Annotated in this window: 22 protein-coding genes and 1 riboswitch; of the genes, 12 read left to right on the top strand and 10 right to left on the bottom strand. The window is 44.4% G+C overall.

Translation table 11 applies throughout. The annotated features are described in order from the left end of the window. Window positions 1–465: 465 nt before the first annotated feature. The 4 genes from JSY36_RS18750 to JSY36_RS18765 all read right to left on the bottom strand — a co-directional run bounded on the left by JSY36_RS18750 (window position 466) and on the right by JSY36_RS18765 (window position 4,088). Window positions 466–1,026, bottom strand: a complete 561-nt coding sequence (locus JSY36_RS18750; protein ID WP_122896235.1) for a DUF3267 domain-containing protein — start codon at window positions 1,024–1,026, stop codon at window positions 466–468. 180 nt (window positions 1,027–1,206) lie between these two features. Further along, window positions 1,207–1,806, bottom strand: coding sequence for an HTH-type transcriptional regulator Hpr (locus JSY36_RS18755; protein ID WP_122896236.1), 600 nt, complete (start codon window positions 1,804–1,806; stop codon window positions 1,207–1,209). Window positions 1,807–2,155: 349 nt separating this feature from the next. Next, window positions 2,156–3,229, bottom strand: coding sequence for a 3-phosphoserine/phosphohydroxythreonine transaminase (serC, locus tag JSY36_RS18760; RefSeq protein WP_205167546.1), 1,074 nt, complete (start codon window positions 3,227–3,229; stop codon window positions 2,156–2,158). A gap of 418 nt (window positions 3,230–3,647) precedes the next feature. Then, window positions 3,648–4,088: an HIT family protein gene (locus tag JSY36_RS18765; protein WP_205167547.1), complete on the bottom strand. Its 441-nt coding sequence runs from the start codon at window positions 4,086–4,088 to the stop codon at window positions 3,648–3,650. A gap of 173 nt (window positions 4,089–4,261) precedes the next feature. Between JSY36_RS18765 and JSY36_RS18770 the strand changes: the two genes are divergently transcribed. The 4 genes from JSY36_RS18770 (at window position 4,262) to JSY36_RS18785 (ending at window position 8,268) form a co-directional block, all read left to right on the top strand. Next, window positions 4,262–5,440: an MFS transporter gene (locus JSY36_RS18770; protein WP_236785178.1), complete on the top strand. Its 1,179-nt coding sequence runs from the start codon at window positions 4,262–4,264 to the stop codon at window positions 5,438–5,440. Between the two features lie 72 nt (window positions 5,441–5,512). After that, window positions 5,513–6,259, top strand: coding sequence for an ABC transporter ATP-binding protein (locus JSY36_RS18775; protein ID WP_122896241.1), 747 nt, complete (start codon window positions 5,513–5,515; stop codon window positions 6,257–6,259). Next, complete coding sequence (locus JSY36_RS18780) at window positions 6,252–7,472, top strand: ABC transporter permease (RefSeq protein ID WP_205167549.1); 1,221 nt, start codon at window positions 6,252–6,254, stop codon at window positions 7,470–7,472. Before JSY36_RS18775 ends, JSY36_RS18780 begins: the two co-directional genes overlap by 8 nt. Before the next feature lie 55 nt (window positions 7,473–7,527). Then, window positions 7,528–8,268 carry an EcsC family protein gene (locus JSY36_RS18785; protein ID WP_205167550.1) on the top strand — a complete coding sequence of 247 codons (741 nt, stop codon included), beginning with the start codon at window positions 7,528–7,530 and terminating at the stop codon, window positions 8,266–8,268. Between the two features lie 206 nt (window positions 8,269–8,474). Here JSY36_RS18785 and JSY36_RS18790 read toward each other — a convergent pair whose 3' ends face one another. Next, window positions 8,475–9,668, bottom strand: a complete 1,194-nt coding sequence (locus JSY36_RS18790; protein WP_205167551.1) for a M20 metallopeptidase family protein — start codon at window positions 9,666–9,668, stop codon at window positions 8,475–8,477. 87 nt (window positions 9,669–9,755) lie between these two features. Then, complete coding sequence (locus JSY36_RS18795; RefSeq protein ID WP_122896245.1) at window positions 9,756–10,484, bottom strand: cytochrome c biogenesis CcdA family protein; 729 nt, start codon at window positions 10,482–10,484, stop codon at window positions 9,756–9,758. 169 nt (window positions 10,485–10,653) lie between these two features. Here JSY36_RS18795 and JSY36_RS18800 point away from each other — a divergent pair, with 169 nt between their 5' ends. The 8 genes from JSY36_RS18800 (at window position 10,654) to hemH (ending at window position 20,120) form a co-directional block, all read left to right on the top strand. After that, on the top strand, window positions 10,654–11,160 hold the full coding sequence (locus tag JSY36_RS18800; RefSeq protein ID WP_205167552.1) for a type 1 glutamine amidotransferase domain-containing protein: 507 nt from the start codon (window positions 10,654–10,656) through the stop codon (window positions 11,158–11,160). A gap of 381 nt (window positions 11,161–11,541) precedes the next feature. Then, window positions 11,542–13,725, top strand: a complete 2,184-nt coding sequence (locus tag JSY36_RS18805; RefSeq protein WP_236785172.1) for a PBP1A family penicillin-binding protein — start codon at window positions 11,542–11,544, stop codon at window positions 13,723–13,725. A gap of 175 nt (window positions 13,726–13,900) precedes the next feature. Then, complete coding sequence (locus tag JSY36_RS18810; RefSeq protein WP_205167553.1) at window positions 13,901–14,086, top strand: hypothetical protein; 186 nt, start codon at window positions 13,901–13,903, stop codon at window positions 14,084–14,086. Then, a complete protein-coding gene (locus JSY36_RS18815; protein ID WP_205167554.1) occupies window positions 14,083–15,258 on the top strand; it encodes a GerAB/ArcD/ProY family transporter in 1,176 nt (391 codons plus the stop codon). The genes JSY36_RS18810 and JSY36_RS18815 overlap by 4 nt, the downstream gene beginning before the upstream one ends. Then, entirely contained in the window at window positions 15,251–16,432 is a 1,182-nt protein-coding gene (locus tag JSY36_RS18820) for a Ger(x)C family spore germination protein (protein WP_205167555.1), read from the top strand. The genes JSY36_RS18815 and JSY36_RS18820 overlap by 8 nt, the downstream gene beginning before the upstream one ends. Before the next feature lie 16 nt (window positions 16,433–16,448). Next, on the top strand, window positions 16,449–17,987 hold the full coding sequence (locus tag JSY36_RS18825; RefSeq protein ID WP_205167556.1) for a spore germination protein: 1,539 nt from the start codon (window positions 16,449–16,451) through the stop codon (window positions 17,985–17,987). A 135-nt stretch (window positions 17,988–18,122) separates the two neighbouring features. Further along, window positions 18,123–19,163: a uroporphyrinogen decarboxylase gene (gene hemE / locus JSY36_RS18830; RefSeq protein WP_205167557.1), complete on the top strand. Its 1,041-nt coding sequence runs from the start codon at window positions 18,123–18,125 to the stop codon at window positions 19,161–19,163. Window positions 19,164–19,181: 18 nt separating this feature from the next. Then, window positions 19,182–20,120, top strand: a complete 939-nt coding sequence (hemH, locus tag JSY36_RS18835; RefSeq protein WP_205167558.1) for a ferrochelatase — start codon at window positions 19,182–19,184, stop codon at window positions 20,118–20,120. Window positions 20,121–20,319: 199 nt separating this feature from the next. Here the strand turns inward: hemH and JSY36_RS18840 are convergent, their stop codons facing one another. From JSY36_RS18840 to JSY36_RS18855, 4 genes are all read right to left on the bottom strand, one after another. Then, complete coding sequence (locus JSY36_RS18840) at window positions 20,320–21,450, bottom strand: acyl-CoA dehydrogenase family protein (RefSeq protein WP_205167559.1); 1,131 nt, start codon at window positions 21,448–21,450, stop codon at window positions 20,320–20,322. A gap of 121 nt (window positions 21,451–21,571) precedes the next feature. After that, window positions 21,572–22,393 carry a MetQ/NlpA family ABC transporter substrate-binding protein gene (locus JSY36_RS18845; RefSeq protein ID WP_122896253.1) on the bottom strand — a complete coding sequence of 274 codons (822 nt, stop codon included), beginning with the start codon at window positions 22,391–22,393 and terminating at the stop codon, window positions 21,572–21,574. Then, complete coding sequence (locus JSY36_RS18850) at window positions 22,390–23,802, bottom strand: LLM class flavin-dependent oxidoreductase (RefSeq protein WP_205167560.1); 1,413 nt, start codon at window positions 23,800–23,802, stop codon at window positions 22,390–22,392. Before JSY36_RS18850 ends, JSY36_RS18845 begins: the two co-directional genes overlap by 4 nt. A 170-nt stretch (window positions 23,803–23,972) precedes the next feature. After that, a riboswitch (SAM riboswitch) is annotated at window positions 23,973–24,083 on the bottom strand. Between the two features lie 249 nt (window positions 24,084–24,332). Then, window positions 24,333–25,307 (bottom strand): agmatinase family protein, encoded by a 975-nt coding sequence (locus JSY36_RS18855; protein WP_205167561.1) that lies wholly within the window; start codon window positions 25,305–25,307, stop codon window positions 24,333–24,335. Between the last annotated feature and the right edge of the window lie 85 nt (window positions 25,308–25,392).

Here is a 25,392-nt window from a genome sequence, read left to right on the forward strand (position 1 = left end):
ATCCTATGTGCCTATATCGGAATAAGGAGATGATTTCCAATCTCCTACCGCGACGCGTCAATCTCACTCCCTTTCTTTTCTAAAATTAGAAAAGGTAAGAAGAGTATTGGATCACCACCTCAATAAATAATTTTTTTAAAAGAACTAGAAGGGATCTTAACCCCTGGTACATCAACTTTTCCCGAGGGAGTCTCAGGCACTTCGGCTTTATTACCTTTGTCAGTAAAAGCAACAATCTTTACGAAAACAGACGCCCATTCTAATTTATTTACATCATGGCGCATGAAAAAAGGAATGGTTTCTTTTTTGACTGAGTAATGTGCGAGTCCGCGGAAACGGAGTGTATACTGTTCAACCAAGCTGAATGTTAATGAATGGTTATTATATTCTTCCTAATTCTATTTTTAGAATAGGCTGATGAAAAGAGCGAATAATTAAGGCAAAGTCAAAGCCTCGTAACTCAGGTTACGAGGCTTTTTTGTCCGTCAGTGCAGGGTTCTCACAAAGGATGTGAAAGCCATCATTGTATTCTTCTACAAATGAATGACGCGGTGCTTTCCGGATGTGTTTGAAATACAGAAAGTCGTGCATACATATCCCGATATTAAACGCAGACATAAGTGCTGCGTAATGAAGCAGGTGCGGAAAAAGAATGGATACCATAATCGCACCGGCTGTAATAAAAACCGCCGGGGAGCAGATTGCTAAAATCGATACCCGCTTAGGCAGTGGCTGTTTAACAGCGAAGTATAAAAAAGGCCATTCGTTCATTCTGATTCCCATAATGGCTTTTTTCCCAAGCATCCAAACAGGAATGCAGTGAAGAACCATGTGAAGGGGAATCACGGCTCCCAGACAAAGAATAAGAACCGGGGCACCGTAGTCCACTAAAGGCACTTCAGTAATAAACGTTTTAAAAACAAGAAAATACAGCAGGAAATAAAAAAGCATCATCATACCTGATAAGATCCATAGTCTGAAACGGCCAATGTCCTGCGTGATCGATACTGTTTTCCAGCAATTCATCTGCTCACCTCCTCTTGATGTTACTCTAGTAATTTAAGCCCTGGAGCAAAGAAAATCAAGGGGTTTTTTAAAAAAATATCACTTGATTTTTGTAAAGCGCAGGTTACTTCTTAAAACAGTAAAAACCGCTCCTGTAAAAGGAGCGGTTCGGATATCCGGATAAGTATAATTAGTCGTTGGTTATGTGGATGTACTCTGATGTTTAACAGCAGCTTCACCGTTTTTTTCTACAGGAGCGAGTTTACCATCAACTTCAGTAAAGTCACTTTCGATTTTTGAAAGTGATTTCTCAAAGATCGCCATAAAATCGGGACCGTAAATATGCTTAACGATGCTTGTAATCTCAGAAAATTCCGGGAATTTTCCGTATAACTCTTTAATTGGCAGAGATCCGCTGTATACCCCGTAGCTTTCGGGATTGTAGTTTTCCAGTGTTTTGAGGAGAAGCTCTTCTCCATCATCTGTCAGGAAGACATACGTGTTTCTTTTGTCATTCTGACGCTTTGAAAATGTAAGCAGTCCTCTTTCTTCCAACTTCTTGGAAAAATTAAAGGCTGTAGATACATGCATCACACCGAATTTTGCAATGTCCGATATGGAGGCGCCTTCCAGTTGGTATGAAATTAACAGGATGTGGTGCTCATTAATATTCAATTCATAAGGTTTAATCCATGCCTGCCAGTCCTTTTCAATCGACTTCCAAAGTGCTTTGCTTAATTGAGCCACTTTATGACTGAACATGATGGACTGTTTAATGGATTGTGATACTTCAGTATCCATAATTCCCCTCCATCTTCAAGAAAATCCATAAGAAAATAGTTATTTTCTAAAAATTCATTATTTTTTTAGGAAAATGATATCTAAATCATAACATAGAGGAAAACTGTTTAACAATACCGTATCTGTATTTTCTGAAAATTATCCCCGACGGACTGGGGCGGGGATAATAAAACAGCGTTTGTATGGCCTTAGGCACTGCTGTGGTGGACAGTATGGCAAATTTCTAACAAAAGACCCAACCGGATTGTGCTGTACCATCCGGCTGGGTGTATAACCGTCATTTAAAAAAGGCTGATTTTCAAACTTGATATATGATAAGGGAGTAAATACATTCCTATTATAATTTTATCTAACAGGAATGGTTTTGACGAAAGCTGATCATGAAGTCATGCAATGCGTTGGCGGATTGAAGTGTAACAGCGTTGTAAAGAGAAATTCTGCATCCGCCAATCGAACGGTGTCCTTTAAGCCCAATAAATCCTTCTTTTTGTGCGTGGGATAAAAACTCCTGCTCCAATTCAACAGATGGCAGCCTGAACGTGATATTCATTGTGGATCGGCTCAGTGTATCAGCGTGAGGCTGATAGAAATGATCCGATTCATCCATCATTTTGTATAGGGAACTTGCTTTTTGCGCGTTCGTTTCATAGATTTTTTCCACGCCTCCCTGCTTTTCGAGCCAGTCCATCATTAACCCCATAGTAAAAATGGAGAAGGTGGGAGGAGTATGATAAAGAGAGTCTTTTTTCTGATGGGTCGAGTATTGAAGAATTTTTGGAATACCGGTTTCGGCTTCCTCAAGCCAGGCTTTTTTGACGATAACAACGGTTACGCCTGAAGGACCTGCGTTTTTCTGTGCTCCCGCATACATGAGGTCAACTTTTGACCAGTTAACGGGCCGGCTGAATATATCACTGGACGCATCAACGCATACAGGAAAATCATGGTGGTGCTCAGGTAGGCTGTACCACTGTGTGCCGTAGATGGTGTTGTTTGATGTAAGGTGAAGGTATGCGGTGTTGTCTTCAGGCTCCCACGTATGTATATGGGGAATGGACCGGTACTGATTATCAGCGCTGCTCGCATAAACGTATGTATCTCCGCATCTGCTGGCTTCCTCCAATGCTTTCTCGGACCAGGCTCCTGTGAGAACATATCCTGCTTTTTTACCAGGTGTTAAAAAGTTCATAGGAAGCATGGCGAACTGAAGACTTGCACCACCCTGAAGGAATAAAATATCATAACTGTCCGGCACGGAGAGCAGTTTCTTTATCTTTTCTTTTGTTCCGAAATGAATATCCTCATATTCTTTGGACCGGTGGCTCATTTCCATGACAGCCAAATCAGGTGAGAAGCCTTCTTCCTTTGCTCTTCTTTTGACTTCTGCAGGCAGGGCAGCAGGCCCCGGGTTAAAATTATACATACTAACACTCTCCCTCGCTCATTGATCTCTCTCGATATGTGATTCTTCATAATTATGATAAATCCTTTAATCAACAGTCAGTTTCCATGTGGTTTTTTATGGTTCTTTTCATAGGCTTTTTACTCTTTTTCACGCACCATGGTGAAAAAAATGAAGATAGGTATTCTGTGGCAGTACTGGCAAGCCTCCTCGGGCTTCGTCCTGCGGGGTTTTGTCCAGCCCCCGCAGCAACAGGAGTCTCGGGCACTTCGGCTTCATGATTTCTTGTGTAAAAGCAACTATATTTCCGGAAACAGAGTTCTCAAAACATGGTTAATGTTGATGAAACTTGGGTAAAATCCGCTTTCCGCAGGTCAATTTTTAGATAGAGGTTTACAAAAAGGTCCCGTGCAATCACGCACAGAACCTTCTTTGACTATCAGGAAAGATCTACGCGCTGTTTCACTTTCCCTGCCATATCGACAAGCTTCTCCTGGGAGTATTCACTTCCGTGTTCTTTCCACACAGCACCAAACCCGTCTCCTTTTCCGTAGCGGGGAATCAAGTGAAGGTGGTAATGGAAGACAGACTGTCCCGCCTGTTTTCCATTGTTATTAAGAATGTTCAGTCCGGCAGGCTCAAATTCCGCTTTAAGTGCATTAGCAATTTTAGGGACTGTTGCAAACAGGGTGCTTGACGTTTCTGCTTCCATTTCAAAAATGTTTTCTACATGATTTTTGGGAATGACAAGTGTGTGCCCTTTTGTAACCTGACTGATATCAAAAAAAGCAACTGCATTCTCATCCTCGTACACTTTTGCTGCAGGAATCTCTCCCCGGATAATCTTACAGAAGATACAATCGTCAACTGTGTGAGGCATATCTCTCATCCTTTCAAAGATAATGATCTGATCCGTTTCTGGGACTGATCTCAGGTGTGTATGTACAGATTGAGATTATTTTAACACAGAAAAGGGACAAACCAAAAAGGGCATGTCTAAGTGAGTGATCTGATTCATAGATTTGGAATTGGGGGGAGATTTGTGTGGGGAATATGACTTTATCGAAAACGAAACAGAAGCTGGCACTCTTTTTGCTCCTTTTTTTAATTTTTACAAGTATGCATATGCAGTTTCCGGTTTTAACCCCGTTCGCCGTCAGCCTGGGGGCTACGAGTTTCATGATCGGTCTTATGCTTGGTGCTACTTCTTTTGTTAATTTGGGAGGCAATCTGATTGCCGGTATTTTTATAGACAGAGCGGGACCAAGGAGGTTCATCATTATACCTTTACTGCTCCTGGCAGTATCTTTAGCTCTTCATTTTTTTGTGGCTGATGTAACGCATTTGTTTATTCTCCGGATGATAAACGGTTTTCTTCTCGCTTTTCTTACTCCTGCATGTATGACACTTTTATCGTCATTTGCTGACAATAGAAGAGAGCAGAGTAAAAACATGGCCGTCAACACGCTTATGGTGACTGTTGCCATGGCGGTTGCACCTTTCATAGGGGGAAAAATCGGTGAATGGTTCGGGGCATCGTGGACATTCGTGGCGATTTCATTTGTGATGATTGCGGCTTACTTCCTTGCTGGGAGGACAATACAGTCCAATCTGATTATCAGGTCGTATAGGAAGGAGCCCAGCTACCAGTCACTGATTCAATTAAGGCTGTTTCCGGTTTATATAACAGCCTTTGGCATCATGTATGCACAAGGAACACTTATGTTTGAGCTGCCTTTTTTGTCAGTGGAAACGGATTTTTCAAAAGGGGATGTAGGAATTCTTGTAAGTATGGTCGGGGCCGGGACCCTTATTTCTCTCGCTTTGTTTTTTATTCACTGGATTAGTCCCTATGTACGTATATTTCTTGGTCTGGCCATGATGTGCATAAGTTTCGGCTGGATTTTATTTTATACGAGTCACATCCCGGTTGCGGGGCCCCTCCTTCTGTTCGGTGCGGGTACAGGCATTGTCTTTCCGGCTATGATGACAATGTTAACCGAAAGGATCCGGGAAGAGGCAAGAGGGAGAGGGTTTGCATTACTTTCAGCTATTTTTTCCCTGGGTACAATTACAAGCCCTTTCGTTGCGGGAATGGTCAGGGATTTTATCTCTCCTTATTTTATTGCATGGATTGTGCTCATGATTGTAGTTATGGTTATGGGACTATTAGAACAGAATGGAGAAGAAGGGACTGCTCCTGCACCTGTGGCGGAATCTCTTTTCAGGTAAATGCTTTTCTCGAAGGTTCAGTTTCGATATAGTAAAGGATAGAACAGATCGAATAATTAAAGGAGACTGGTCATGGAAAAAGTGATGGAAGTTTCAGGGCTTACAGGCGGATATCAAAAAAGTAAGCCGGTTTTACATGATATAAATTTCAACATACGTCCCCATGAAATTGTGGGGCTTATCGGGTTGAACGGAGCAGGCAAGAGTACGACAATCAAACACATTCTGGGGTTGATGGAACCCCATAAAGGAGAAGTTCGGATTCAGGGTAAGACAATGGCAGAGAACATGGAAGAATACCGAAGCCGGATGGCATACATACCCGAGACTCCTCTTCTTTATGAAGAACTGACATTATGGGAGCATCTTGAGCTGACAGCCATGGCTTACGGGATTGAAGAGAAGGCGTTCAAGGAAAGAGCGGACAGGCTGTTAAAAGAATTCCGGATGGAGAAAATGATCCGCTGGTTCCCCAGTCATTTTTCCAAAGGAATGCGCCAAAAGGTCATGATCATGTGTGCTTTTCTGGTAAACCCGAAACTGTACGTAGCTGACGAACCGTTTGTAGGGCTTGATCCTTTAGGGATCAAATCCTTTTTGGACCATATGACGGACATGAAGGAGAAAGGGTGCGGCATTTTAATGAGCACTCATATTCTTGCTACTGCCGAAAAATACTGTGACCGCTTTATCTTGCTTCACGAGGGGCGGATCGTTGTGAAAGGGACGATGGAAGAGCTGAGAGAGCAGCTGAACCTTCCCGGAGCCGATCTTGATGATATCTATGTTGCTGTGACCGAGGAAGGCCGCCATGAATAATGTACAGGAGCTGTGGAGCAGCCGGCGTGCAGAATATTGGGGAATGGCAATAAAATACTTAAGGCTCATAGGTAACAGTGGATTTTTGTTTACGATTTACCTTCTGTTTATTTTCGGAAGCTATTATTACGGAGAATTCCTTATGTGGCTGCCTGAGGACTTTCCTGTTGTATGGGTATTTATTCTGTTATTCACATGGCTTGTAACGAGAGGACGGGTCCGAACATTTGTAAGAGATGCTGACCTTGTCTACCTGCCGCCGCTGGAAAGCAGAATGAAGCCTTATTTCAGGTCTTCCATTCTTTACAGCTGGATGATGGAAACCTTCTGGCTTGCTTTGCCTATGCTGATTCTTGCGCCTCTCTTCTTTCACCGGCTTTCAGATTCGGGGGCCCTCCTGCTTACGCTTCTCCTTTTGCTGAGCGGACTCAAACTCTGGAACCTGGCCACAGGATTTGAAGAACAAAGATTTCAGGAATCCGGAAAGGTGATCATTCATACACTGTTGCGGACGGTGATTAATTTCAGCGCTGTTGTAGCTTTATTTTCTTTCCAGCCTGTATGGATTGTGGCTGGACTTGCCGGAACCCTGATTGTCCTGTATGTTCTTTACTTTAATAAAGTGAATAAGACTCACGCTGTCAAATGGGACCGTCTTGCAGAAATTGAGGACCGGACTGTGATGACATTTTACAGAGTTGCAAATTCCTTTACAGATGTCCCGCAGCTTAAGAAGACGATTCGTCCCCGGGCTTATCTTAATGCTCTTTTTGGGGGTATTAAATATAATCAAAAGAATACGTATCTTTATATGTACAGCAGGTCGTTTGTGCGCTCGAATGACTACTTCGGCATTTTTGTCAGGCTAACGCTCCTCGGCAGCCTGTTCCTGTCCATTGTGACACTTTCGTGGGGAATCTGGCTGATAGGCGTCCTATTTATTTATATGACGGGGATTCAGCTCAAAACATTAAAAGCGCACTTTAAAACAAACCAGATGATCGATCTCTATCCTGCAGCCATTAAGAATAAGAGCCGGGCGCATGTTACGCTGATGAATATTCTACTCGCTTTTCAGGTTATTGTATTCTTCGGTGTAACCATGGCTGCCCACGGTCCTAAAGAAGCGGTTCCTGTACTTATTGCAACGGGATTACTGGCATTTCTGTATCCAAACGTTCTGTTGAAAAAGCAGCAGGATGCGGTGCAGTAGTGTGCGTTTAGTCAGTTAAGAGGATTGAATCTCTTGGAAAGGAGCCGGACCCCATATGTCCTACATTGATCAGGTTACCCGCGAGATGGACCGGTTTGAGAGAAAAATCTACCGCAAGCCTTCCATGCCGCAAGCGCTGGCCAGAAAATGGCAGGGGAAAGTGAATAATAAAATTCCGGAAAAAATTCACCAGACTGTTTCAGAGAGTATCAGACATATGATCCGGGCCGCCTTGACTGGTTCTTCTTATCTTTCTGATCAGAAGCTCGTAACTTGGGGCAGTTTGAAAGAGCGTGAGGCTATTCTTGAAGAACGAAAAACAATGTATAAAAGAACAGCTGCAGTTGAGGGAGCCGGAACAGGGGCAGGGGGGATTCTGCTTGGCTTAGCCGATTTTCCACTTTTGTTAAGTATTAAGATGAAATTTTTATTTGATGCAGCAAAAATTTACGGTTACGACGTAAACGACTATGGCGAGCGGCTTTATCTGCTTCATGTCTTTCAGCTGGCGTTTTCAAAAGAAAAGTCGCGAATACAATGCTATGAACGGCTTTTGAACTGGGAAGAAGAAGCAGAGAAACTCCAGGTGGGAGGGAAATCCTATCAGGCTCTGGACTGGAAGACGTTTCAGCTTGAATACAGAGATTTTATTGACCTGCCAAAAACGCTTCAGCTCATACCGGGATTCGGAGCCATTGCAGGTGCCTGGGCAAACTATCATTTTCTGGACCTGCTCGCTGATAACGCACAGCATGCATACAGGAAAAGATGGCTGTTAAATGGAAAGCTCCAATAAAGCATCAAAGGCAGCATCCAGAGGTGATACGTCACCTGAGGATGCTGCCTTTTTAATTGGCTCTTTTAAACCCTGAAGTTGATTTTTTACTCCTTAATTAGTGTTTCCTTTCAAAAGAAGCGAGCTCCGTGGAAAGCGAAAGCATAATAGTAGTATCACATCTATAGGGCAAATCAGAACGAGTACTGTTGAAAATGAAGAGGGGCTTATACATTCACGGCTTTTTTGTCAGCCCCTACATAATGAAAAGCAAGTGTAGCAAGTGACTTCGCTGCAATTACCATTGCCCTCTCATCGAAATCGAACTTAGGGTGGTGATGAGGGTACGGGTTTTCCGTATCAGGATGCTTGGCGCCGGTAAAGAAAAAAGCTCCCTTTGCGTGGTGAAGGTAGTAGCTGAAATCCTCGCCGCCCATTTGCGGTTTGGCATGCTCCACTTCAGTGACTTCATCAACAGATTGTAATACCTGTGCCGCCAGACGGGCCTCATCTTTATGATTAATCAGTGCAGGGTATCCTTTAGCATAGTGAAAAGAGATATCAGCACCGGTGCTCAGAGCAGTCCCTTCAGCAATTTTCTTTATTTCTTCCTGTATCTGCTCCTGGACGTTTGCATCAAAAGTACGGACAGTTCCGATAAGTTTCGCGGAATCTGCAATAACGTTGAATGCATTTTTAGCTTCAAAAGACCCGACACTCACGACAGCAGGATATAATGGATCAATCCGTCTGCTTACAATCTGCTGCAGGGATTGTACGAGCTGGGAACCAATGACAATAGAATCTTTCGTATCATGGGGCTGTGCGCCATGACCGCCTTTTCCTTGAATGGTAAGCTCGAACCGGTCAGCTGCTGCCATTAACGCCCCTTCGTTATACTGAATCTTTCCGATTTCTTCAGTGGCCCACAGGTGGGTTCCGAAAACAACATCAACACCTTCCATGCAGCCGTCTTCTATCATGGCAATGGCGCCGCCTGGAGCCTGCTCTTCAGCGTGCTGATGAATAAATTTGATCGTACCATGGAGTTCATTTTGTTGTGAGGACAGCACTTTAGCAAGTACGAGAAGGGTTGCCGTATGACCGTCATGACCACAGGCATGCATAACGCCAGGGACAGTTGACCGGTATTCCACATCTTTTGCATCTTCAATCGGGAGGGCATCAAAGTCAGCGCGAAGAGCGACAACAGGGCCGGGGTGAGCTCCTTTTAATGTTGCAACGACCCCGCGTCCGCCGACTTTTGTCTGTACTTCCAAACCGAGTTTTTCATGATAATTTGCAATGTAGTGCGGGGTTTTTACTTCCTCAAAGGAAAGCTCCGGGTATTTGTGTAAATGGCGGCGGATCTCCACCATTTCATCAAATTGGTTTTCAAGTGCCTGAAATATTTCTTTCATTGATTAAAAATCCCCTTTCTCAATTTAGAATGTTCAGAAAAAATAAGGTATGAAAACACCTCTGTCTTTTGGACAGAGGCAGTTTACTTAAATACCAAAAGGAATATAGTTTGCAAGGTACGCAGAAATGCGGTTGAACAGGCCTGTGAAGAGCATAATTCCGAGGATAATCATAACAACTCCGCTCGATTTTTGTATAACAGGCAAATAGCGGTTCACATTTCGCATTTTGTTTAATGACTTAGAGTATAACAGACCTGCCAGTAAAAATGGAATGCCTAATCCAATTGAATAAATAAGAAGCAGTGTCATTCCACCCCACATTGTGCTGCTTGAAGAAGCGAGGGCAAGGATAGATCCGAGCACAAGTCCGATACAAGGTGACCAGGCTGCTGCAAAAACAAGCCCGAAAGAAATGGATCTCAGAAAACTTGCGGCCTTCTTCGGCTGGTGAAACCTCTTTTCTTTCATAAGGAAAGAAAAGCTGAATACGCCTGTAAGCTGAAGACCGAAGAGGACAATTACGATGCCCCCCAGCTGTTCTAAAAGAGTCATATTCTGGATGAAGATCCGGCCCACGAATGTAGAAGAAGCACCGAGCACAAGGAAGATGGACGTAAACCCGATGATGAAACCAATACTTCTGGAGAGGATTAACTTCCGGTCTGCTGCAATTTCGTTATTATTTATATTCGCTCCGGTGAGCTGGGCGAGAAAAGCGGGAACGAGTGGAAATACACAAGGAGAAAGAAACGAAATAACTCCTGCAAAAAGCGCAATCCACATCGATAGAAAACTAACTTCATTTATAGTCATGCCAAACCTCCGTCAAGGTGAATTTCCTGTTTATCCTATCTCATTATATTCTTTTTACAATCATTAATAAACCTTGTCACAGGATTGTTGGAATTACCAAGGAATGTTTTGGTGCGTAACTGAGAGGGTAAACCGTGACTATGATTTAAGAAGAAAGGGTGAAGTGAGAATGAGTAAAATTGCCTGTGTACTTACAAGTATGTTTGAAGATTCCGAGTATACCTCACCGGCAGAGGAGTATGAAAAAGGCGGTCATGAGATCATTGTGATTGGTCCTGAAGCGGGGAAAAGCTTTGAAGGGAAGAATGGGGAAGTAAAGGTGTCTGCGGACATAGCCATTGAAGATGCAAACCCAAACGATTATGACGCTCTGTTTATACCAGGAGGTTTTTCCCCGGATATCTTAAGAGCTGATGATCGCTTTGTTACTTTTGCAAAGCATTTTGTTCTCAATGACAAACCGATTTTTGCTATATGTCACGGCCCGCAGCTTCTGATTACAGCCGATGTACTCAAAGGAAGAAAAGTAACCGGTTTTAAATCGATACAAGTGGATCTGAAGCTTGCAGGAGCCAATGTCTTTGATGAAGAAGTAGTCGTTTGCGGCAATCTGGTTACGAGCCGGACACCTGATGATCTCCCGGCATTCAACCGCGAGAGTGCTAAATTACTATAATGAAGTGAGAAGGCCGCCGGGGGAACCGGCGGTCTTTGTTTCAGATGGTAATCAGGAGCAGAGGTGTCGATTTTTGACGAATTCTTTATATACACTCTAAAGTTCTGCATAAACGGTTCAAAAGTCTGCATATCCTGCCTTAAACTCTGCATAAATCCTCCGAAACTCTGCATAAACCTATACAAAATCTCCATAAACTTCATATTACTTAAAAAAACCCCTACTACACTCCCTGAAATCCTCCTGATGAAACCTTTTAAGCCAAAACGCGTATATAATGGTGTAATAAACCGTGACAAACTACTTAATTCAGCTCTCATAACACATAAAAAAACAGTAAATACTATAAAACACCAAATCTCACATAAAGGGGGAGAGGCATTGAGAAGAAAACGGAGAATCAAAAAGACCATAACGCTTGCGGCGATGGGGCTCTGCATCATGATTGCACTGGGACTGACAATGTACTTATCCATACTTATATACGGATATTATGCCATCGATAATAAAAAGCTTGTTATGAATGAAGCAAGTGTACTTATAGATGAAAACGGCAATGAAATTACGAAACTGTTTGAAGAGAACAGGCAGCTTGTAACAAAAGAAGAAATTCCCGATCATGTAAAGGAAGCTTTTATAGCTGTGGAAGACCAGCGTTTTTACAGCCATCAGGGTATTGACTTCAGAGCAATCGGACGAGCTTTATACCGTGATATTGCAGCCGGAAGCAAAGTGGAAGGCGGAAGCACAATTACACAGCAGCTTGCCAAAAACACATTCCTTGATCATGAAAAGACATTTATGAGAAAAACGAAGGAAGTTCTCATTGCTGTCAACCTTGAGTCCCGCTATTCAAAGGAAGATATTCTGGAAATGTACTTGAACAGAATCTATTTCGGACATGGGGCCCATGGGATTCAGGCAGCAAGTGAGATGTATTTTAACAAGCATGTGAGTGAGCTTACCGTAGATGAGGGGGCGCTGCTGGCAGCACTTCCGAAAGGGCCGAATGCCTACTCACCAATTAACAATCCTGAAAGAAGCAAACAGCGAAGGGACCTTGTTCTCGCCTTAATGGAAAGACAAGGGTACTTAACGGCAAATGAAACGGTCCGCCTTCAAGGGAAAACCATTCCCGAGACAACACACACAATCACAAGGGATCCCGCCTACGCTTCCTATGTAGACCTTGTACTGGAAGAAGCACAGGAACGGTTCAGCCTCTCACAGGAGGAAGTATTAAGAGGAGGCTATACCATTGTCGTCCCGATGGATAAAGATATGCAGAAAGTGTCCTATGAACAATTCCGGGACGATCAGTTCTTTCCGGAAGGCGGGACTGAACAGGAAGTCGAGGGAGCCTTTGTCCTTCTTGATAATGAATCAGGCGGCGTTATTGCTGCTCAGGGAGGTCGGGATTACACGAGCCAGGGGCTGAACCGGGTAAATTCAAAAAGACAGCCGGGTTCGACTTTTAAAATTCCAGGTGTCTATGCCCCTGCCCTTGAGACCGGAGAGTTTACCCCGTACAGTCTTCTCGAAAATAAAGAAGGTGTGGACTTTAGCGGGTATACGGTGCAAAACGCAGGAGGCAAGTATTCAGAAAACCTGAGTATGTATGACGCAATCAGACATTCAGCAAACGTACCAGCGGTGTCTGTTCTTGACCAGATTGGCCTATCCGCTTCGAAGGCATATTTGGAAAGACAGCAGGTTGGACTGGATGATGATGGACTGGCTGTGGCGTTGGGGGGACTCCATCAGGGGGTAAGTCCGATTGAACTGGCATCCCTATACGTTCCTTTCTCCAATGGGGGAACGTATTATGAACCCTACTATATCGAAACCATACTCGACCGTAACGATGAAGAAGTTACGGGATCGGACCTCTTTAGTGAAGAAGTGTTAACAGCACAAAACGCATGGCACCTTACCCGCATGCTGGAAGCCGTCGTAACTGAAGGGACGGCGACGGCCGGTGAATATGACGGAGCTCTCGCGGGGAAAACGGGGACAACTTCTTTTACAGGTGCAGAGGGGGCTGCGAGAGACTTGTGGTTCACGGCCTATACACCGGCGTTCACCGGTGCTCTGTGGATGGGGTATGACAATACGAATGAAAATCATTACCTTACCGACTCCAGTGCTGTGCCGGTTACCCTTTTTAAATCAGTGCTTTCAGAAGCAGCTCAGACAGGAATCATGGAAAACCTTGCATTTGAACTGCCTGAAGGACTGGAAGACCTTGAAGAGCCGATTCGTTTTGTTGATATTCACGACCTTAATGCCGAAATAGCCGTGAGCTGGAGCGGTGCTCATGTTGAGCTCAACTGGACAAAAAGTGACGATGAAAGACTGCAATACCGCATTTATGAAATCGAAGGGAACAGTATGAAAGAAGTAGGAACAGTCGTTGGGGAAAGCCGATTTACTGTAAAACGTGTGAATCCTTTCTCAACTAATGAGTATGTGGTCGTTCCATACAGTCCTCAGACACAGCTTGAAGGACCGCCTTCAAATCATACAGAAGTAAGCTGGAGTCTCTTTTCCAGGGACGCATCATAAACAGATTGTTAGAATATCGAATGTATTTTTCAGAGGCCGGATCATAAGGTGAGACTTTCACCTTATGATCCGGCCTCTTTTTTCTTTGGTCGTAACTCATAAAAACGGCGATTCTGTGCAAAATAAGGAAAAATCATCGTTAAATGGAAAGGAAAAAACCATGTGGCAGGAACTGATGGATCGGTTTTTAGGTTTTCTTCCGGCAAGAGGAGCTCTTATTTCAGCAGTTGTGTACGGTATTATCTGTTATTCTTCGTTAAAAATTTCCGGAAAAATGACATCATCCTATTCTCTTCCTTGGCAGAAGGAAGAGAATCGTAAATTTCGGGAGCAGATGAAAAAGGAGGAGGAGAAAAAATGAAGACGCAATCATCCGAACAATACACGATGTCTCCTTTAGAATTATCTGTGACTCATATTTCCTTTACCATCGGAGCAGGCATTCTGACTCTTCCACGAGCTTTGGTTTCAGTGTTGGAGAGCTCTTTCGGGTGGATATCCATACTGTTTTGCGGGGTATTGATGGCTTTGTTTGTAACGGGGATTGTCATCCTTCACAAGCGCCTTGCAAAAGAATCTCTGTTTGACTATTTTGAGCGGTCCCGCCATTTGAAGTGGCTTGGAAAAGTATTTTCTTTGGCCTTTTTCGTCTATTTTCTTTCCTTTTTTTCTATCGAAGGGCGTCTTCTTGCAAATGTAGTCCATATTTATCTTCTCGATCAGACACCTTCAGAAGTCATCTTTCTAATGATGCTTCTTGCAACCACTTACGCCTGCAGTAAGGGGATTGAAGGGATTGTTCATATCAGCCTGATATATTTCCCTTTTGTCATCCTGGTACTCGGTATTGTTGTATTCATGAACTTGGGAAACTTTGAAGTAAATGAGCTCAGGCCCTTCATAGGGAGTGAAGTTGTCCGAGCATTTGATATCAGGCATTTATTTTACTTTTTTCTCGGGTTTGAAATCTTTTTCTTTCTCCTCAAGTATGTAAACCCCCTTGATGCCACCGGGAAAAAGCAAAAGAAGAATAAACCTCTTAAGATTTATTTGGCAGGAGTATTGGTGGTTGTCCTTCTTTATTCTGCAGTTGCCGTTTTCTCGTTTGGGGTTCTTACAGTCGAAGCTACAAAGATACTTCCGTTTCCGACCATTGAATTGTCAAAGGAAGTAGAGGTCCTGGAAGGGTTGATTGAGCGCCTTGAACCCCTCGTTATTGTGATGTGGATCATGACTATTTTTAATACGATGGCAATCCTTCAGTTTGTTGCTTCTGATATTTTTCATTCACAATGGACTCCAAAAAGGAATGCCAATACCATTGCTTTTATTTTCGGGCTCTTGTCGTTCATGCTCAGCTTCTCTCCTGACTCACTGACGCAGACGCTGTCTGTTTCCAACTGGGTCGGGTACGGGGGGATTGGAATCATTACGCTGCTTTTGATTACAGGGTTTGCTGTGGTTAAAAAGAATAATCGAACCACTAAAGGCCCTCCATCTGAAACTACGCCCGGGAGTGAGATGAATGGGTAAAAAACTGATCGTCATTAATGTGTTGCTCCTGTTACTTTCGGGGTGTTGGGACAGAACGGAAATTGAAGAAATAGGCTTTGTTATATCCGCAGCTGTAAACAGTGTGGACGAGGATGCTGAGGAATTTGAGCGAGGTACAGATAAGCTTGCTACAACCTATCAAATTGCCATACCTGGGCGGATGGCTGGCGGTGCAGATAATACAGAGAGCAGTGAAAAGCCGTTTTTCACAATAAAAACAACGGAGAAGACAAACTTCAGCTCAAACAGAAATGTTCCTTCACGCAGGAGCCGTCGGCTGACTTTTGAACATTTGAAGGTCCTTCTTCTAGATGATGATCTGGTTCAAAAGAATATGCTGAAGTATACGCTTGATTTTTATATACGAGATCACGCAATGCGAAGGAATACAGAGATTTTAGTAGTCGAAGGAGAAGCTGACAAAGTGCTGTATGATGATCGGCCTCCTGATCCTATGACTGGATTTGCTCTTCAAAGAATAGTGGAAAATGATAGTAGCAACTTGTACATGATCGAGAAATCAACCATTTCAGACATCACAAACAGCCTTCTGTCCAACAGCAGTTTTGTGGTGCCAAGAATTATTGAAAGACAGGATACCTCCTATTGGATAAGGGGGGGAGCGATTTTCAATGGAGACGGTGAATATTGCGGGTGGCTTACGGATGAGATGGCTGTTGGCTATAACCTAATAATAGGGGATATGAAAAACGGAATTGTACAAACGTCCCTTGACGACCCGGAAGAAATGTTTGTATTTGAAACAGGGAGAATGAGGGCTGCCGTGGACGTGCAGGCAGGTAAAGAGGATACTCCGGTTGTTTACAATGTGAGTCTGAAAGCGGAGGGAGCACTGGTAGAGAGCTGGATCGAAAGGGAAGATTCTATAACTCAGGAAAACTTCAGAGAGATGGAAGAAGCCATCGAAAAATACATGGTTTCACACGCAGAAGCCTTTATTGAAAAAGTACAGGGAGAACTATATCTTGACTTCATAGGATTCAGTGAAAAGCTCAGGATTCAGGATCATGAGCTGTGGCGGCAGTTGAAAGATGAGTGGGACGGTCCGGACGGGCAATTTAAGGATGCAGAGATTAATATTTCAGCAGACGCCCGGATACGCCACTTTATGACGAAAGAAAAGGCTTTTTAAGAAAGGAGGTGCCTCTTTGTTTAAGAAACTGTTTAAAAAGCTGAATGAAGATAATGTCAGAGCAAGCGATGAATATGACATCCAGATAACTGATAACCTTGATGAGACAAAAGAGACCCTCGATAAGATCATTGCAGAAAGCGATGATGTCGTAGTTAAGGAATTCAGGATTGCCAAAAAGCGCAGAGCGATCGTATATACGATTGACGGAATGACGAACATGTACGCACTTGAGCAAGGTGTAATCCGGCCTCTGATAAACTTCAATGAAGAACTTCCCAAAGAAAAGAACGACAAGAAGTTTATCGAGAAAATAATGCAGGATACCATTTTGTTTGCCGAAGCTGAAACCACAGAAAGCATTGACGAAGCAATTCTTGGATTTATGAGCGGTCAGTCACTACTTGCAATCGACGGCGTTCGCACATTTTTCATTATCGATGCCCGCCAGTTTGAACAGAGGGGGCTTTCAGAACCTCAAAGTGAAATTCTTGTACGGGGGCCGAGAGAAGGATTTAATGAAGTTCTTCATACGAATGTCATGCTTGTAAGACGGCGTGTGAGGGATCCGAATTTCGTCTGTCAGTTTGGTCAGATCGGCCGACGGTCGAAACGTGATTTTGCCCTTATGTATATAAAAGGAATTGTTGACCCTAAACTTGTAGATGAAATGAGATACCGCCTTTCCTGCGTTGACACTGACGATACGGAGGAATCGGGGAATATCGAGCAGCTGGTGGAAGACAATGTGCTTTCACCCTTTCCGCAGGTTCTCAGAACAGAGCGGCCTGATAAAACAGTGAGTTCGCTCATGAACGGGGGCGTTGTCGTGTCTCTGGATGGGACCCCGTTTGCCCTTCTTGCTCCAGTAACCCTTCAATTTCTGTTCAAGTCACCGGAAGATAATTATGATCGTTGGCAGATCGGGACGCTTGTTCGCCTGCTCCGTTATGTTGCAGCGTTTATTGCGCTGTTTTTGCCAGCCATATACATCGCGATGGTTTCTTATCATCCGGGTATGATACCGACATTACTTGCTGTTTCCATAGCCGGAACCCGGGAAGGTGTTCCTTTTCCATCTTTTATTGAAGCCTTTGCCATGGAGTTTACCCTTGAACTTTTAAGGGAAGCGGGGATAAGATTGCCACAGCCGATCGGTCAGACAATCGGGATCGTAGGCGGGCTTGTTATCGGTGATGCAGCCGTCAGGGCAGGGATCGTAAGCCCGATTATGATTATTGTTGTGGCACTTACAGCCATTTCATCTTTTTCACTCCCATCCTATAACGTAAGTATTACGTTTCGAATGCTTCGTTTTGCGTTAATGATTATTGCTGCAGGATTTGGCTTATACGGAATTGTTATCGGTTTCATCTTTATTACTATCCACCTTTCCAGTTTGAAGAGTTTTGGGAACTACTATATGAGTCCGTTTGCTCCGATCCGGATCAGAGACTGGGCAGATTTATTTTACAGAAGCCCCCTCTCAGGACAGAAGAAACGGCCGCAGGTACCAAATACGTATGACGATACAAAAAGTAACTGGACCAAGTAGGTTATCTTTAGCGAATTTATGACAATTGAGCCCTTGAACTGTACTTTTTGTCAAACCATTAGTATATTTGTAACGACTGTAATTTTAAAAATGTGCTAAATAGACGAAAGAGCTTACATAAGAGAGGTGCTCCCTATGTTTAATGATCGGTTTTTAAAAGCTGCAAGAAAAGAAGAAGTGGACCACGTACCAGTCTGGTATATGAGACAGGCAGGAAGGTCCCAGCCGGAATACCGCAAAATTAAAGAGAAGTATTCATTGGAAGAAATTACGAAACAGCCCGAACTCTGTGCCTGGGTCACGAAGCTCCCTGTGGACCAGTACGATAACGATGCTGCGATCCTCTATAAAGACATTATGACTCCTCTTCCTGCTCTCGGTGTGGATGTGGAAATTAAAAAAGGTATAGGCCCGGTAATTTACAATCCGATAGAATCAATGAAAGACGTTGAGCGTCTTGGTGAAATTAATGCGCCAGAGGATGTCCCATACGTTCTTGAGACCATTAAACTTCTCCGTGAACAGCTGAATGTTCCATTAATTGGTTTCAGTGGGGCTCCGTTTACACTGTCGAGCTATATGATTGAAGGCGGTCCGTCCAAAAACTATAATAAAACAAAAGCAATGATGTACAGCCAGCCGGAAGCATGGTTCAAACTTATGGACAAACTCGGTGATATGGTTATTGCCTATACGAAAGCACAGGTAGATGCCGGTGCACAGGCGATCCAGATCTTTGACTCCTGGGTAGGTGCGCTTAATGTTAACGACTACCGCATGTTTGTTAAGCCGGTAATGGAACGGATCTTCACAGAGATTCAAAAAACAAATGTACCGGTTATTACATTTGGTGTCGGAGCCCGTCACCTGACGAAAGACTGGCATGATCTTCCCGTTGACGTAGTTGGCCTTGACTGGCGTTACCCGATTGCTGAAGCAAGAAAAGACGGTATTACAAAAACCGTTCAGGGTAACCTTGATCCATCGATCCTTCTTGCTCCATGGGATGTTATTGAAGAAAGAGCCCGTGAAGTACTGGATCAGGGTCTTGAGCAGCCAGGTTTTATCTTTAACCTTGGTCACGGTGTATTCCCGGAAATCAAGCCGGAAACATTAAAGCGCCTGACCCGCTTTGTCCATGAGTATTCGGCAGACAAACTATCCAAATCAAACTAATTGTTGGAGGCGTTGGCAATGAAAGAAAAATACGGTTTGCTCGTAATGGCTTACGGTACTCCTAGAAGTTTAGACGAAGTAGAGCCTTATTACACACATATCCGGCGTGGGAGAAAGCCTTCAGAAGAGGCTCTTAATGACCTTACAGAGCGCTATGAAGCTATCGGCGGAATTTCTCCACTCGCAAAAATTACGGATGAACAGACAGAAAAGCTCGAAGCAGAATTGAATAAACGTTTCAGTGACTGCGAGTTTAGAGCGTATCAGGGTCTGAAACATATCGATCCTTTTATTGAGGACGCAGTGCATCAGATGAAAGAAGACGGAATTAAAAAAGCGGTCAGTATTGTGCTGGCGCCTCATTATTCCACGTTTAGTGTAAAATCTTATAACGGCCGTGCAAAAGAAGAATCAGAGAAAATCGACGGCCCGGTGATCTCAAGCGTGGAAAGCTGGTATGATGAGCCTAAGTTTATCAATTACTGGGTTGATCAGGTGAAAAAAACAATGGACTCTATGGACGATGCTGAACGTGAAAAGAGTGTTGTCATCTTCTCGGCACACAGCCTGCCGGAAAAAATTCTTCAAAACGGTGATCCTTACCCGGATCAGCTTAAGGAAACCGCGAGATTGATTGCTGAGAAAGCAGGAATTAAGAATTATGAGATCGGATGGCAGAGTGAAGGGAATACTCCTGATCCTTGGATTGGACCTGACGTTCAGGATTTAACCCGTGACCTCTATGAAAAAGAAGGCTACGAAGCGTTTGTATACTGTCCTGTAGGATTTGTAGCCGACCACCTCGAGGTTCTGTATGATAACGATTACGAATGTAAAGTCGTTACAGACGAACTGGGCGTGTCCTACTATCGTCCGGAAATGCCGAATGCTAAGCCGGAATTCATAGATTGCCTGGCTACAGTGATTGAAGAAAAATTAAAAGAGACAGACCGTTAAATTATTAGACCGCCCTGTTGAAAGTAAATGCGCAGGGCGGTTTTTGTATTGTGCGATGTAAAACCGAGATGTTGATTTTATTACGGCTCATTGTTCGTCGAATTAGGGACGTTGTTGATCGAGTTTGCTTTTTTGTTCATCGACTTGCTTTTAAACGTCTCCTTATCCGGGGAAGGAGAAGATCCGTCCCAACCTGCTCCTATCCCAACCCTTTCCGTCCAATATTCACAAGTACAATATCATCCGAGGGCGGATTATGCAGCCCGGCCCGGACATCACGAAAATGTCGTTGCAGGGGGCTTGTTCTTGAGAGGCTTCTGGCACCGATGACACGCATAGCCAGGTCCACGACACGGTTTGCACTATTAGTGACTACATACTTTGTTGCGGCAAGTTCGGATGCTGACTCAGGCCGCTTTTCCGGTTTCTGTTCCCACTTATCCACTGTGCCATAGAGCACGTGGCGACATGTAAAAAGCTCCAGGTCGATCTCACCGATTTTCCGCTGGACTTCCGGTGTGTCTTTGATCGGCCCGGGCAGAGTGGAGGGGCTGAAGCTTTGTGCGAACGAAACCGCTTCATTTCGTGCGGCAGTGGCAATTCCCAAGTATACAGCGGGAACTTGCAAATACCAGCTTTCAGGTGAAGGTTTCCCAGAGTGTGTGAACAAGAGATCTTCCCCTTTAATATGGACGTGATCGAGGTAAAGGTCGTCACTTTTAGTTGCTCTCATGGAGATTGTGTCCCAAGTTTCCCTGACGCCTACGCCTGGAAGCCTGTGATCAACAAGAAACGTACCTTTCGTATCCGTCCCGCTGATTCGGGCTGTGACAAGAGAATAATCAAGTGCCACAGCCATAGAAGTGAACGATTTTGTTCCGTTGAGAACCCATCCACCGTCTTTTTTGACCGCACTTGTAGATGGCAACCCTCCTCTTGAAGGACTTCCCGTTATTGATTCAGTAGCGGCCTGATTCAATAATATCTGGTCATTTACGACTTTTCTGCATAACTGTTCGAAAGCCCTTCCCCGCCAGTTCTGTTTTTCCCCGGCTTCCAAAATTACACCGAGGTGCCACCCGAGGGACAAGGCAGTAGCGCCGTCCCCGGTCGCGATCAGCTCCTGGAACTCAAGGAACTGCCTGAGGGTTAAGCCCTCACCACCGTATTGCTTAGGTACGGTAAGGGCTAAAAAGCCGGCTTGCTTTAAGTCGTTGAAGTTTTCCTTTGGGAACAGGTTGTTCTCATCGTAGTAAGCAGCCCGGTCGCTGAATGTTTTGGATAGTTCTTCTGCTTTTCGTAAAATAGGAATCGTATCTGCAATTGCCATCGGGGTGTCCTCCTCATTTTTATCCATAGTTGAAATAACCTCAAATAAGCCATTCGATAATAAAAGCTCATCTGGTTAACGTTTGCCTGAGCGAGGTGGCCCAAAGTCCATCCTCACAGCATCAATCTTCCATCCAGTCCGGGCGGTTGAACCCTTCAAAGTCTTCTTCGATGACTTTTTTAAAGGCGTCTGATTGAACGGCAGTTTTTATGTCTTCTACAAACTGTTCGTCAAGGTCTTCAGTCCGTACCACAATCTGGTTCTGTATTTCCGGCGGCATATTATCTACAACCAGGGCATCGTTCAGATCCATTCCTCCAGCAAGGGCGAAGTTTCCGTTTACTGCCGCAAGATCAAGAGAATCGAGGGACCTTGGCAGGTTCGCGGCTTCAATTTCTTTAAACTGCAGGTTCAAAGGGTTGCTGGTTACATCTGCCGGTGAGGCACGTATCGGGTCTGCGTCTTCACTGATTTCGATCAAGCCGGCATCGCGAAGAACTGTCAGTCCCCTGGACAGATTTGTCGGATCATTGGCCAGGCCAATCGTACTTCCTTCTTCAATCTCCCCAAGTGAATCGTATTGTTCAGAGTAAATGCCGATAGGGGCTGTCGGAACAGGAATGACAAGAGACAAGTCCATGTTACGGGTTTCGGTAAAAGCCGATAGATAAACTTCATGCTGATAGAGATTGGCGTCGAGAGACCCGTCGTCCAAGGACAAGTTTGGTTGGACGTAGTCACTGAATTCGACAATGCGCACATCGTATCCCATCTCCTCCAACGTGGGTTGAACGGCCCATTCAAGCATCTCTGTATAAGGAACGGTTCCCCCTAATACGAGTTCTTTTCTTTCTTTACCTGCGCTTTCATCTTCGCCGCACCCGGCCAGCAGTGCTGCCCCTGCCAGGAATGTGGCTAAAATACCTGCGTGTTTTCTTATCATCGGACCGTCTCTCCTTTCAATTTAAGATCTTTTTTCGTGACTTTATAAGCATAGCCGGGATGATCTTCGGGCAGGTCGGCATCGGTGTGTTCAAAAATCTTTTCTCTCAGAGTGCCGTTTTTATATTCTGTTTTATAAAGCCCTCTTGCTTGGAGTTCAGGGACAACAAGGTCAACAAACGCTTGAAGATCACCAGGTGAAACAAGGTGGTTCAGGTTAAAGCCGTCCACTCCTGAAGCTTCGAACTGTTTTTGAATTCCATCGGCTACTTCTTTTGGGTTCCCGACAATGCAGGTCTCCCGGTCAATTTGTTCAAACCTGCTTAGAACCTCGCGGATGGTCGGTTTCTTATCACGATTACGGTCCACGGTTGCTTGTTTGTAGTGAGCGTGTTCCGTTTTTTTGAAATCAAAGGGAAGATCCTGATCCAGAGATTCGTAGAAAGCCAGGTCATGCCCGCTCGCTCCTGAGAACTGGGCTTTCGCAGAATCGACACTCCACAACTGATCGTACTCAGCGAATTTTTGTTCAGCTTCCTCTGTGGTAGGGGCAACTACGACATTTAAAAAGGAGAAGAACTTCAGGTGATCAGGATTCCGTCCAATCCGGCGGGCCTGCTCCCGAATATCGTCAATGTATTCCCTGATTTTTTCCGGTGTCGGTCCTCCTACAAAAATACATTCGGCGTGTTTAGCGGCAAATGCCCGGCCTTTATCCGACGTGCCCGCCTGATAAAGAACCGGCGTCCGCTGAGGGGAAGGAGCACTTAAATGGGGACCGGCAACATTGAAAAACGTTCCCTGGTGATTAATTTGATGAACTTTTTCTGGATCCACAAGTGTCTTGTTATCCGAGTCTTCAACAACCGCATTGTCCTCCCAGCTTCCTTCCCAGAGCTTATAGGACGCTTCCAAAAACTCGTCAGCAATCGTGTAGCGTTTGTCGTGGCGGACCATGTCGCTCAGGCCGAAATTCCTTGCTGCATTGGGCAGGTAAGAGGTGACCACGTTCCAGGCAATGCGTCCGTCGGTCAAATGGTCAAGGCTTGAGAATTTCCTGGCGTTAGTAAAGGGCTGTTCATAAGTGGTGCTCACGGTGATGGCAAAAGATAAATGCTCGGTCACACTTGCCATAAACGGAACCACGTAGGATGCATCTATTGCCGGAACTTGAAGGCCGTCCCGGATGGAGGGGGAACCGCTCTGTCGGTAAGTATCATATACGCCCAATACTTCAGCGAAGAATACAGCGTCAAATTTTCCTTTCTCAAGAAGCCTGGCTAGTTCCGCCCAGTAAGCAGGATCCGTGTATTCCCGGTGCCTTCTGCTTTCTTTGTGTTTCCAAAGTCCGTGAGAATTGTGCATCGCACTCGTCATGTCAAATGCATTTAAAATGATTTGTCTGGTCATTGTTAAAAACTCCTTTTATAATTTGAATTAATTATTCTCATATGTATACTTGGTTTAATTTCAAAAAGATGACATCGCTTATCTCCTTTCATTACGAGTAAAATAAAAAACCCTCTTCCAAATAAGAAGAGGGTTGTGTAAGTACGGGAATACGCCCGACTGTTCAACTCTTCCTATCTTCCGGAGCATTCTCCGATGGATTTAACACCTTTCAATTCCATTGAGGATTGAGGTTGTTGAAGTTTCACAGGGCCATATCCCTCCACTTCTCTTGATAAAAAGAAACGATATTCAGTTGACTGCTAACGTGATATTAGATAACAGTTTATCTGAGATAGTCAGACTATTCAATGATTATTTCGGACCATATTGTGGGTAGTGATTCCTGGTGTAAATACCGGAGAATGAGCGAGAGCGAATATACAGTTCAAAAAAAATACCGTACGCTACACGCGTACGGCTCCTTACAGGGAGAGGAAATATGAGAAAGTGGGGGAGTTATGGTAGTTATATACCCGGCTTAAACAAGCCTAAACCTTTTTTTGAAAAAAATTAGTTATTTTTTTGAAGTGTATGTTTCCTGCGAGTGCATAAAGGACAATCCAGGATGCGAAATGAGAGCTGAAATCTGTTGCGTCCTGCTGAGGATAAACCTCAACAAAGTCCATGCCGCCAACACCACGTTTGCATACTTCGTAAATGATTGTCAGGAGTTCATAGGATGTGAGCCCGTTGCCATCTGCCGGCCCGCCCGGATTAAAGGCGTGGTCGAGGACATCACTGCAGATGCTCAAATAAACGACATCGGTTTCTTTTGCAGCAATGTCATACACTTCGTTTGCGAATTTCCGCAGGTCTTCTGCCTCACGGACATCATTTACAGTGAGAGTGGTGGCTCCGACTTCTTTTGCAAGCCTCCCGTTTTCTGCTTTGTTTCTCGGCCCGTGTATACCGAGGTGTACAAGGCTTTCGTTACGGACGCCTTTCGTTTCATATAACCTGTAAAAAGGTGACCCGCGTCCGTAGGGGTCGCCCACAGAATGTTCGTTGTTGTCATAATGGGCATCAAGGTGTATGATGCCGACCTTCTTGCCGGCTGACTCGGTAAGCGCTTCAATAATCGGATAGGTAATGCCGTGGTCACCGCCGAGTGCAATAGGAAATGCACCTGTACTCCAGATTTTTTTGGCAAACTCTTTGATTTTATTTTTCGTATCCTCCGGCTCGGCAGGTGTGACTGCAACATCACCCATGTCACCGAGTGTCACATGTTCAAACACATCAATGTGATCGAGTTCCGGGAGGTATCCGCTGTACCTGCCGGAGGAGAGCCTCATTACTTTGGGGCCGAGTTCACACCCCGTATAATCCCCCCAGGTGACAGCTCCTTCCCAGGGAACACCATAAACGATGGCGTCAACGTCTTTAACAGATTCAGGAGATTTTACGAGGTTTTTTGCACCTAAAAAGCAGGGTGTATTACCGTAGATCATTTTTTCAGACATTGTTCAGAGCCTCCTTGGAAATTAAGGTTACTTATTAAATATAGCCGTTCCGTCTAAGGGAAAAACCACCATTTTATTTTTACGT

This window comes from Alteribacter salitolerans, from assembly GCF_016901055.1.
Classification (GTDB): Bacteria; Bacillota; Bacilli; order Bacillales; family Salisediminibacteriaceae; genus Alteribacter; species Alteribacter keqinensis.

Bases quoted from the DNA above. Each gene is read 5' to 3' on its own strand.
- JSY36_RS18750 (WP_122896235.1), bottom strand. From the start codon at position 1,026: ATGAATTGCTGGAAAACAGTATCGATCACGCAGGACATTGGCCGTTTC.
- JSY36_RS18755 (WP_122896236.1), bottom strand. From the start codon at position 1,806: ATGGATACTGAAGTATCACAATCCATTAAACAGTCCATCATGTTCAGT.
- serC (WP_205167546.1), bottom strand. From the start codon at position 3,229: ATGTATAATTTTAACCCGGGGCCTGCTGCCCTGCCTGCAGAAGTCAAA.
- JSY36_RS18765 (WP_205167547.1), bottom strand. From the start codon at position 4,088: ATGCCTCACACAGTTGACGATTGTATCTTCTGTAAGATTATCCGGGGA.
- JSY36_RS18770 (WP_236785178.1), top strand. From the start codon at position 4,262: ATGACTTTATCGAAAACGAAACAGAAGCTGGCACTCTTTTTGCTCCTT.
- JSY36_RS18775 (WP_122896241.1), top strand. From the start codon at position 5,513: ATGGAAAAAGTGATGGAAGTTTCAGGGCTTACAGGCGGATATCAAAAA.
- JSY36_RS18780 (WP_205167549.1), top strand. From the start codon at position 6,252: ATGAATAATGTACAGGAGCTGTGGAGCAGCCGGCGTGCAGAATATTGG.
- JSY36_RS18785 (WP_205167550.1), top strand. From the start codon at position 7,528: ATGTCCTACATTGATCAGGTTACCCGCGAGATGGACCGGTTTGAGAGA.
- JSY36_RS18790 (WP_205167551.1), bottom strand. From the start codon at position 9,668: ATGAAAGAAATATTTCAGGCACTTGAAAACCAATTTGATGAAATGGTG.
- JSY36_RS18795 (WP_122896245.1), bottom strand. From the start codon at position 10,484: ATGACTATAAATGAAGTTAGTTTTCTATCGATGTGGATTGCGCTTTTT.
- JSY36_RS18800 (WP_205167552.1), top strand. From the start codon at position 10,654: ATGAGTAAAATTGCCTGTGTACTTACAAGTATGTTTGAAGATTCCGAG.
- JSY36_RS18810 (WP_205167553.1), top strand. From the start codon at position 13,901: ATGGATCGGTTTTTAGGTTTTCTTCCGGCAAGAGGAGCTCTTATTTCA.
- JSY36_RS18815 (WP_205167554.1), top strand. From the start codon at position 14,083: ATGAAGACGCAATCATCCGAACAATACACGATGTCTCCTTTAGAATTA.
- JSY36_RS18820 (WP_205167555.1), top strand. From the start codon at position 15,251: ATGGGTAAAAAACTGATCGTCATTAATGTGTTGCTCCTGTTACTTTCG.
- hemE (WP_205167557.1), top strand. From the start codon at position 18,123: ATGTTTAATGATCGGTTTTTAAAAGCTGCAAGAAAAGAAGAAGTGGAC.
- hemH (WP_205167558.1), top strand. From the start codon at position 19,182: ATGAAAGAAAAATACGGTTTGCTCGTAATGGCTTACGGTACTCCTAGA.
- JSY36_RS18840 (WP_205167559.1), bottom strand. From the start codon at position 21,450: ATGGCAATTGCAGATACGATTCCTATTTTACGAAAAGCAGAAGAACTA.
- JSY36_RS18845 (WP_122896253.1), bottom strand. From the start codon at position 22,393: ATGATAAGAAAACACGCAGGTATTTTAGCCACATTCCTGGCAGGGGCA.
- JSY36_RS18850 (WP_205167560.1), bottom strand. From the start codon at position 23,802: ATGACCAGACAAATCATTTTAAATGCATTTGACATGACGAGTGCGATG.
- JSY36_RS18855 (WP_205167561.1), bottom strand. From the start codon at position 25,307: ATGTCTGAAAAAATGATCTACGGTAATACACCCTGCTTTTTAGGTGCA.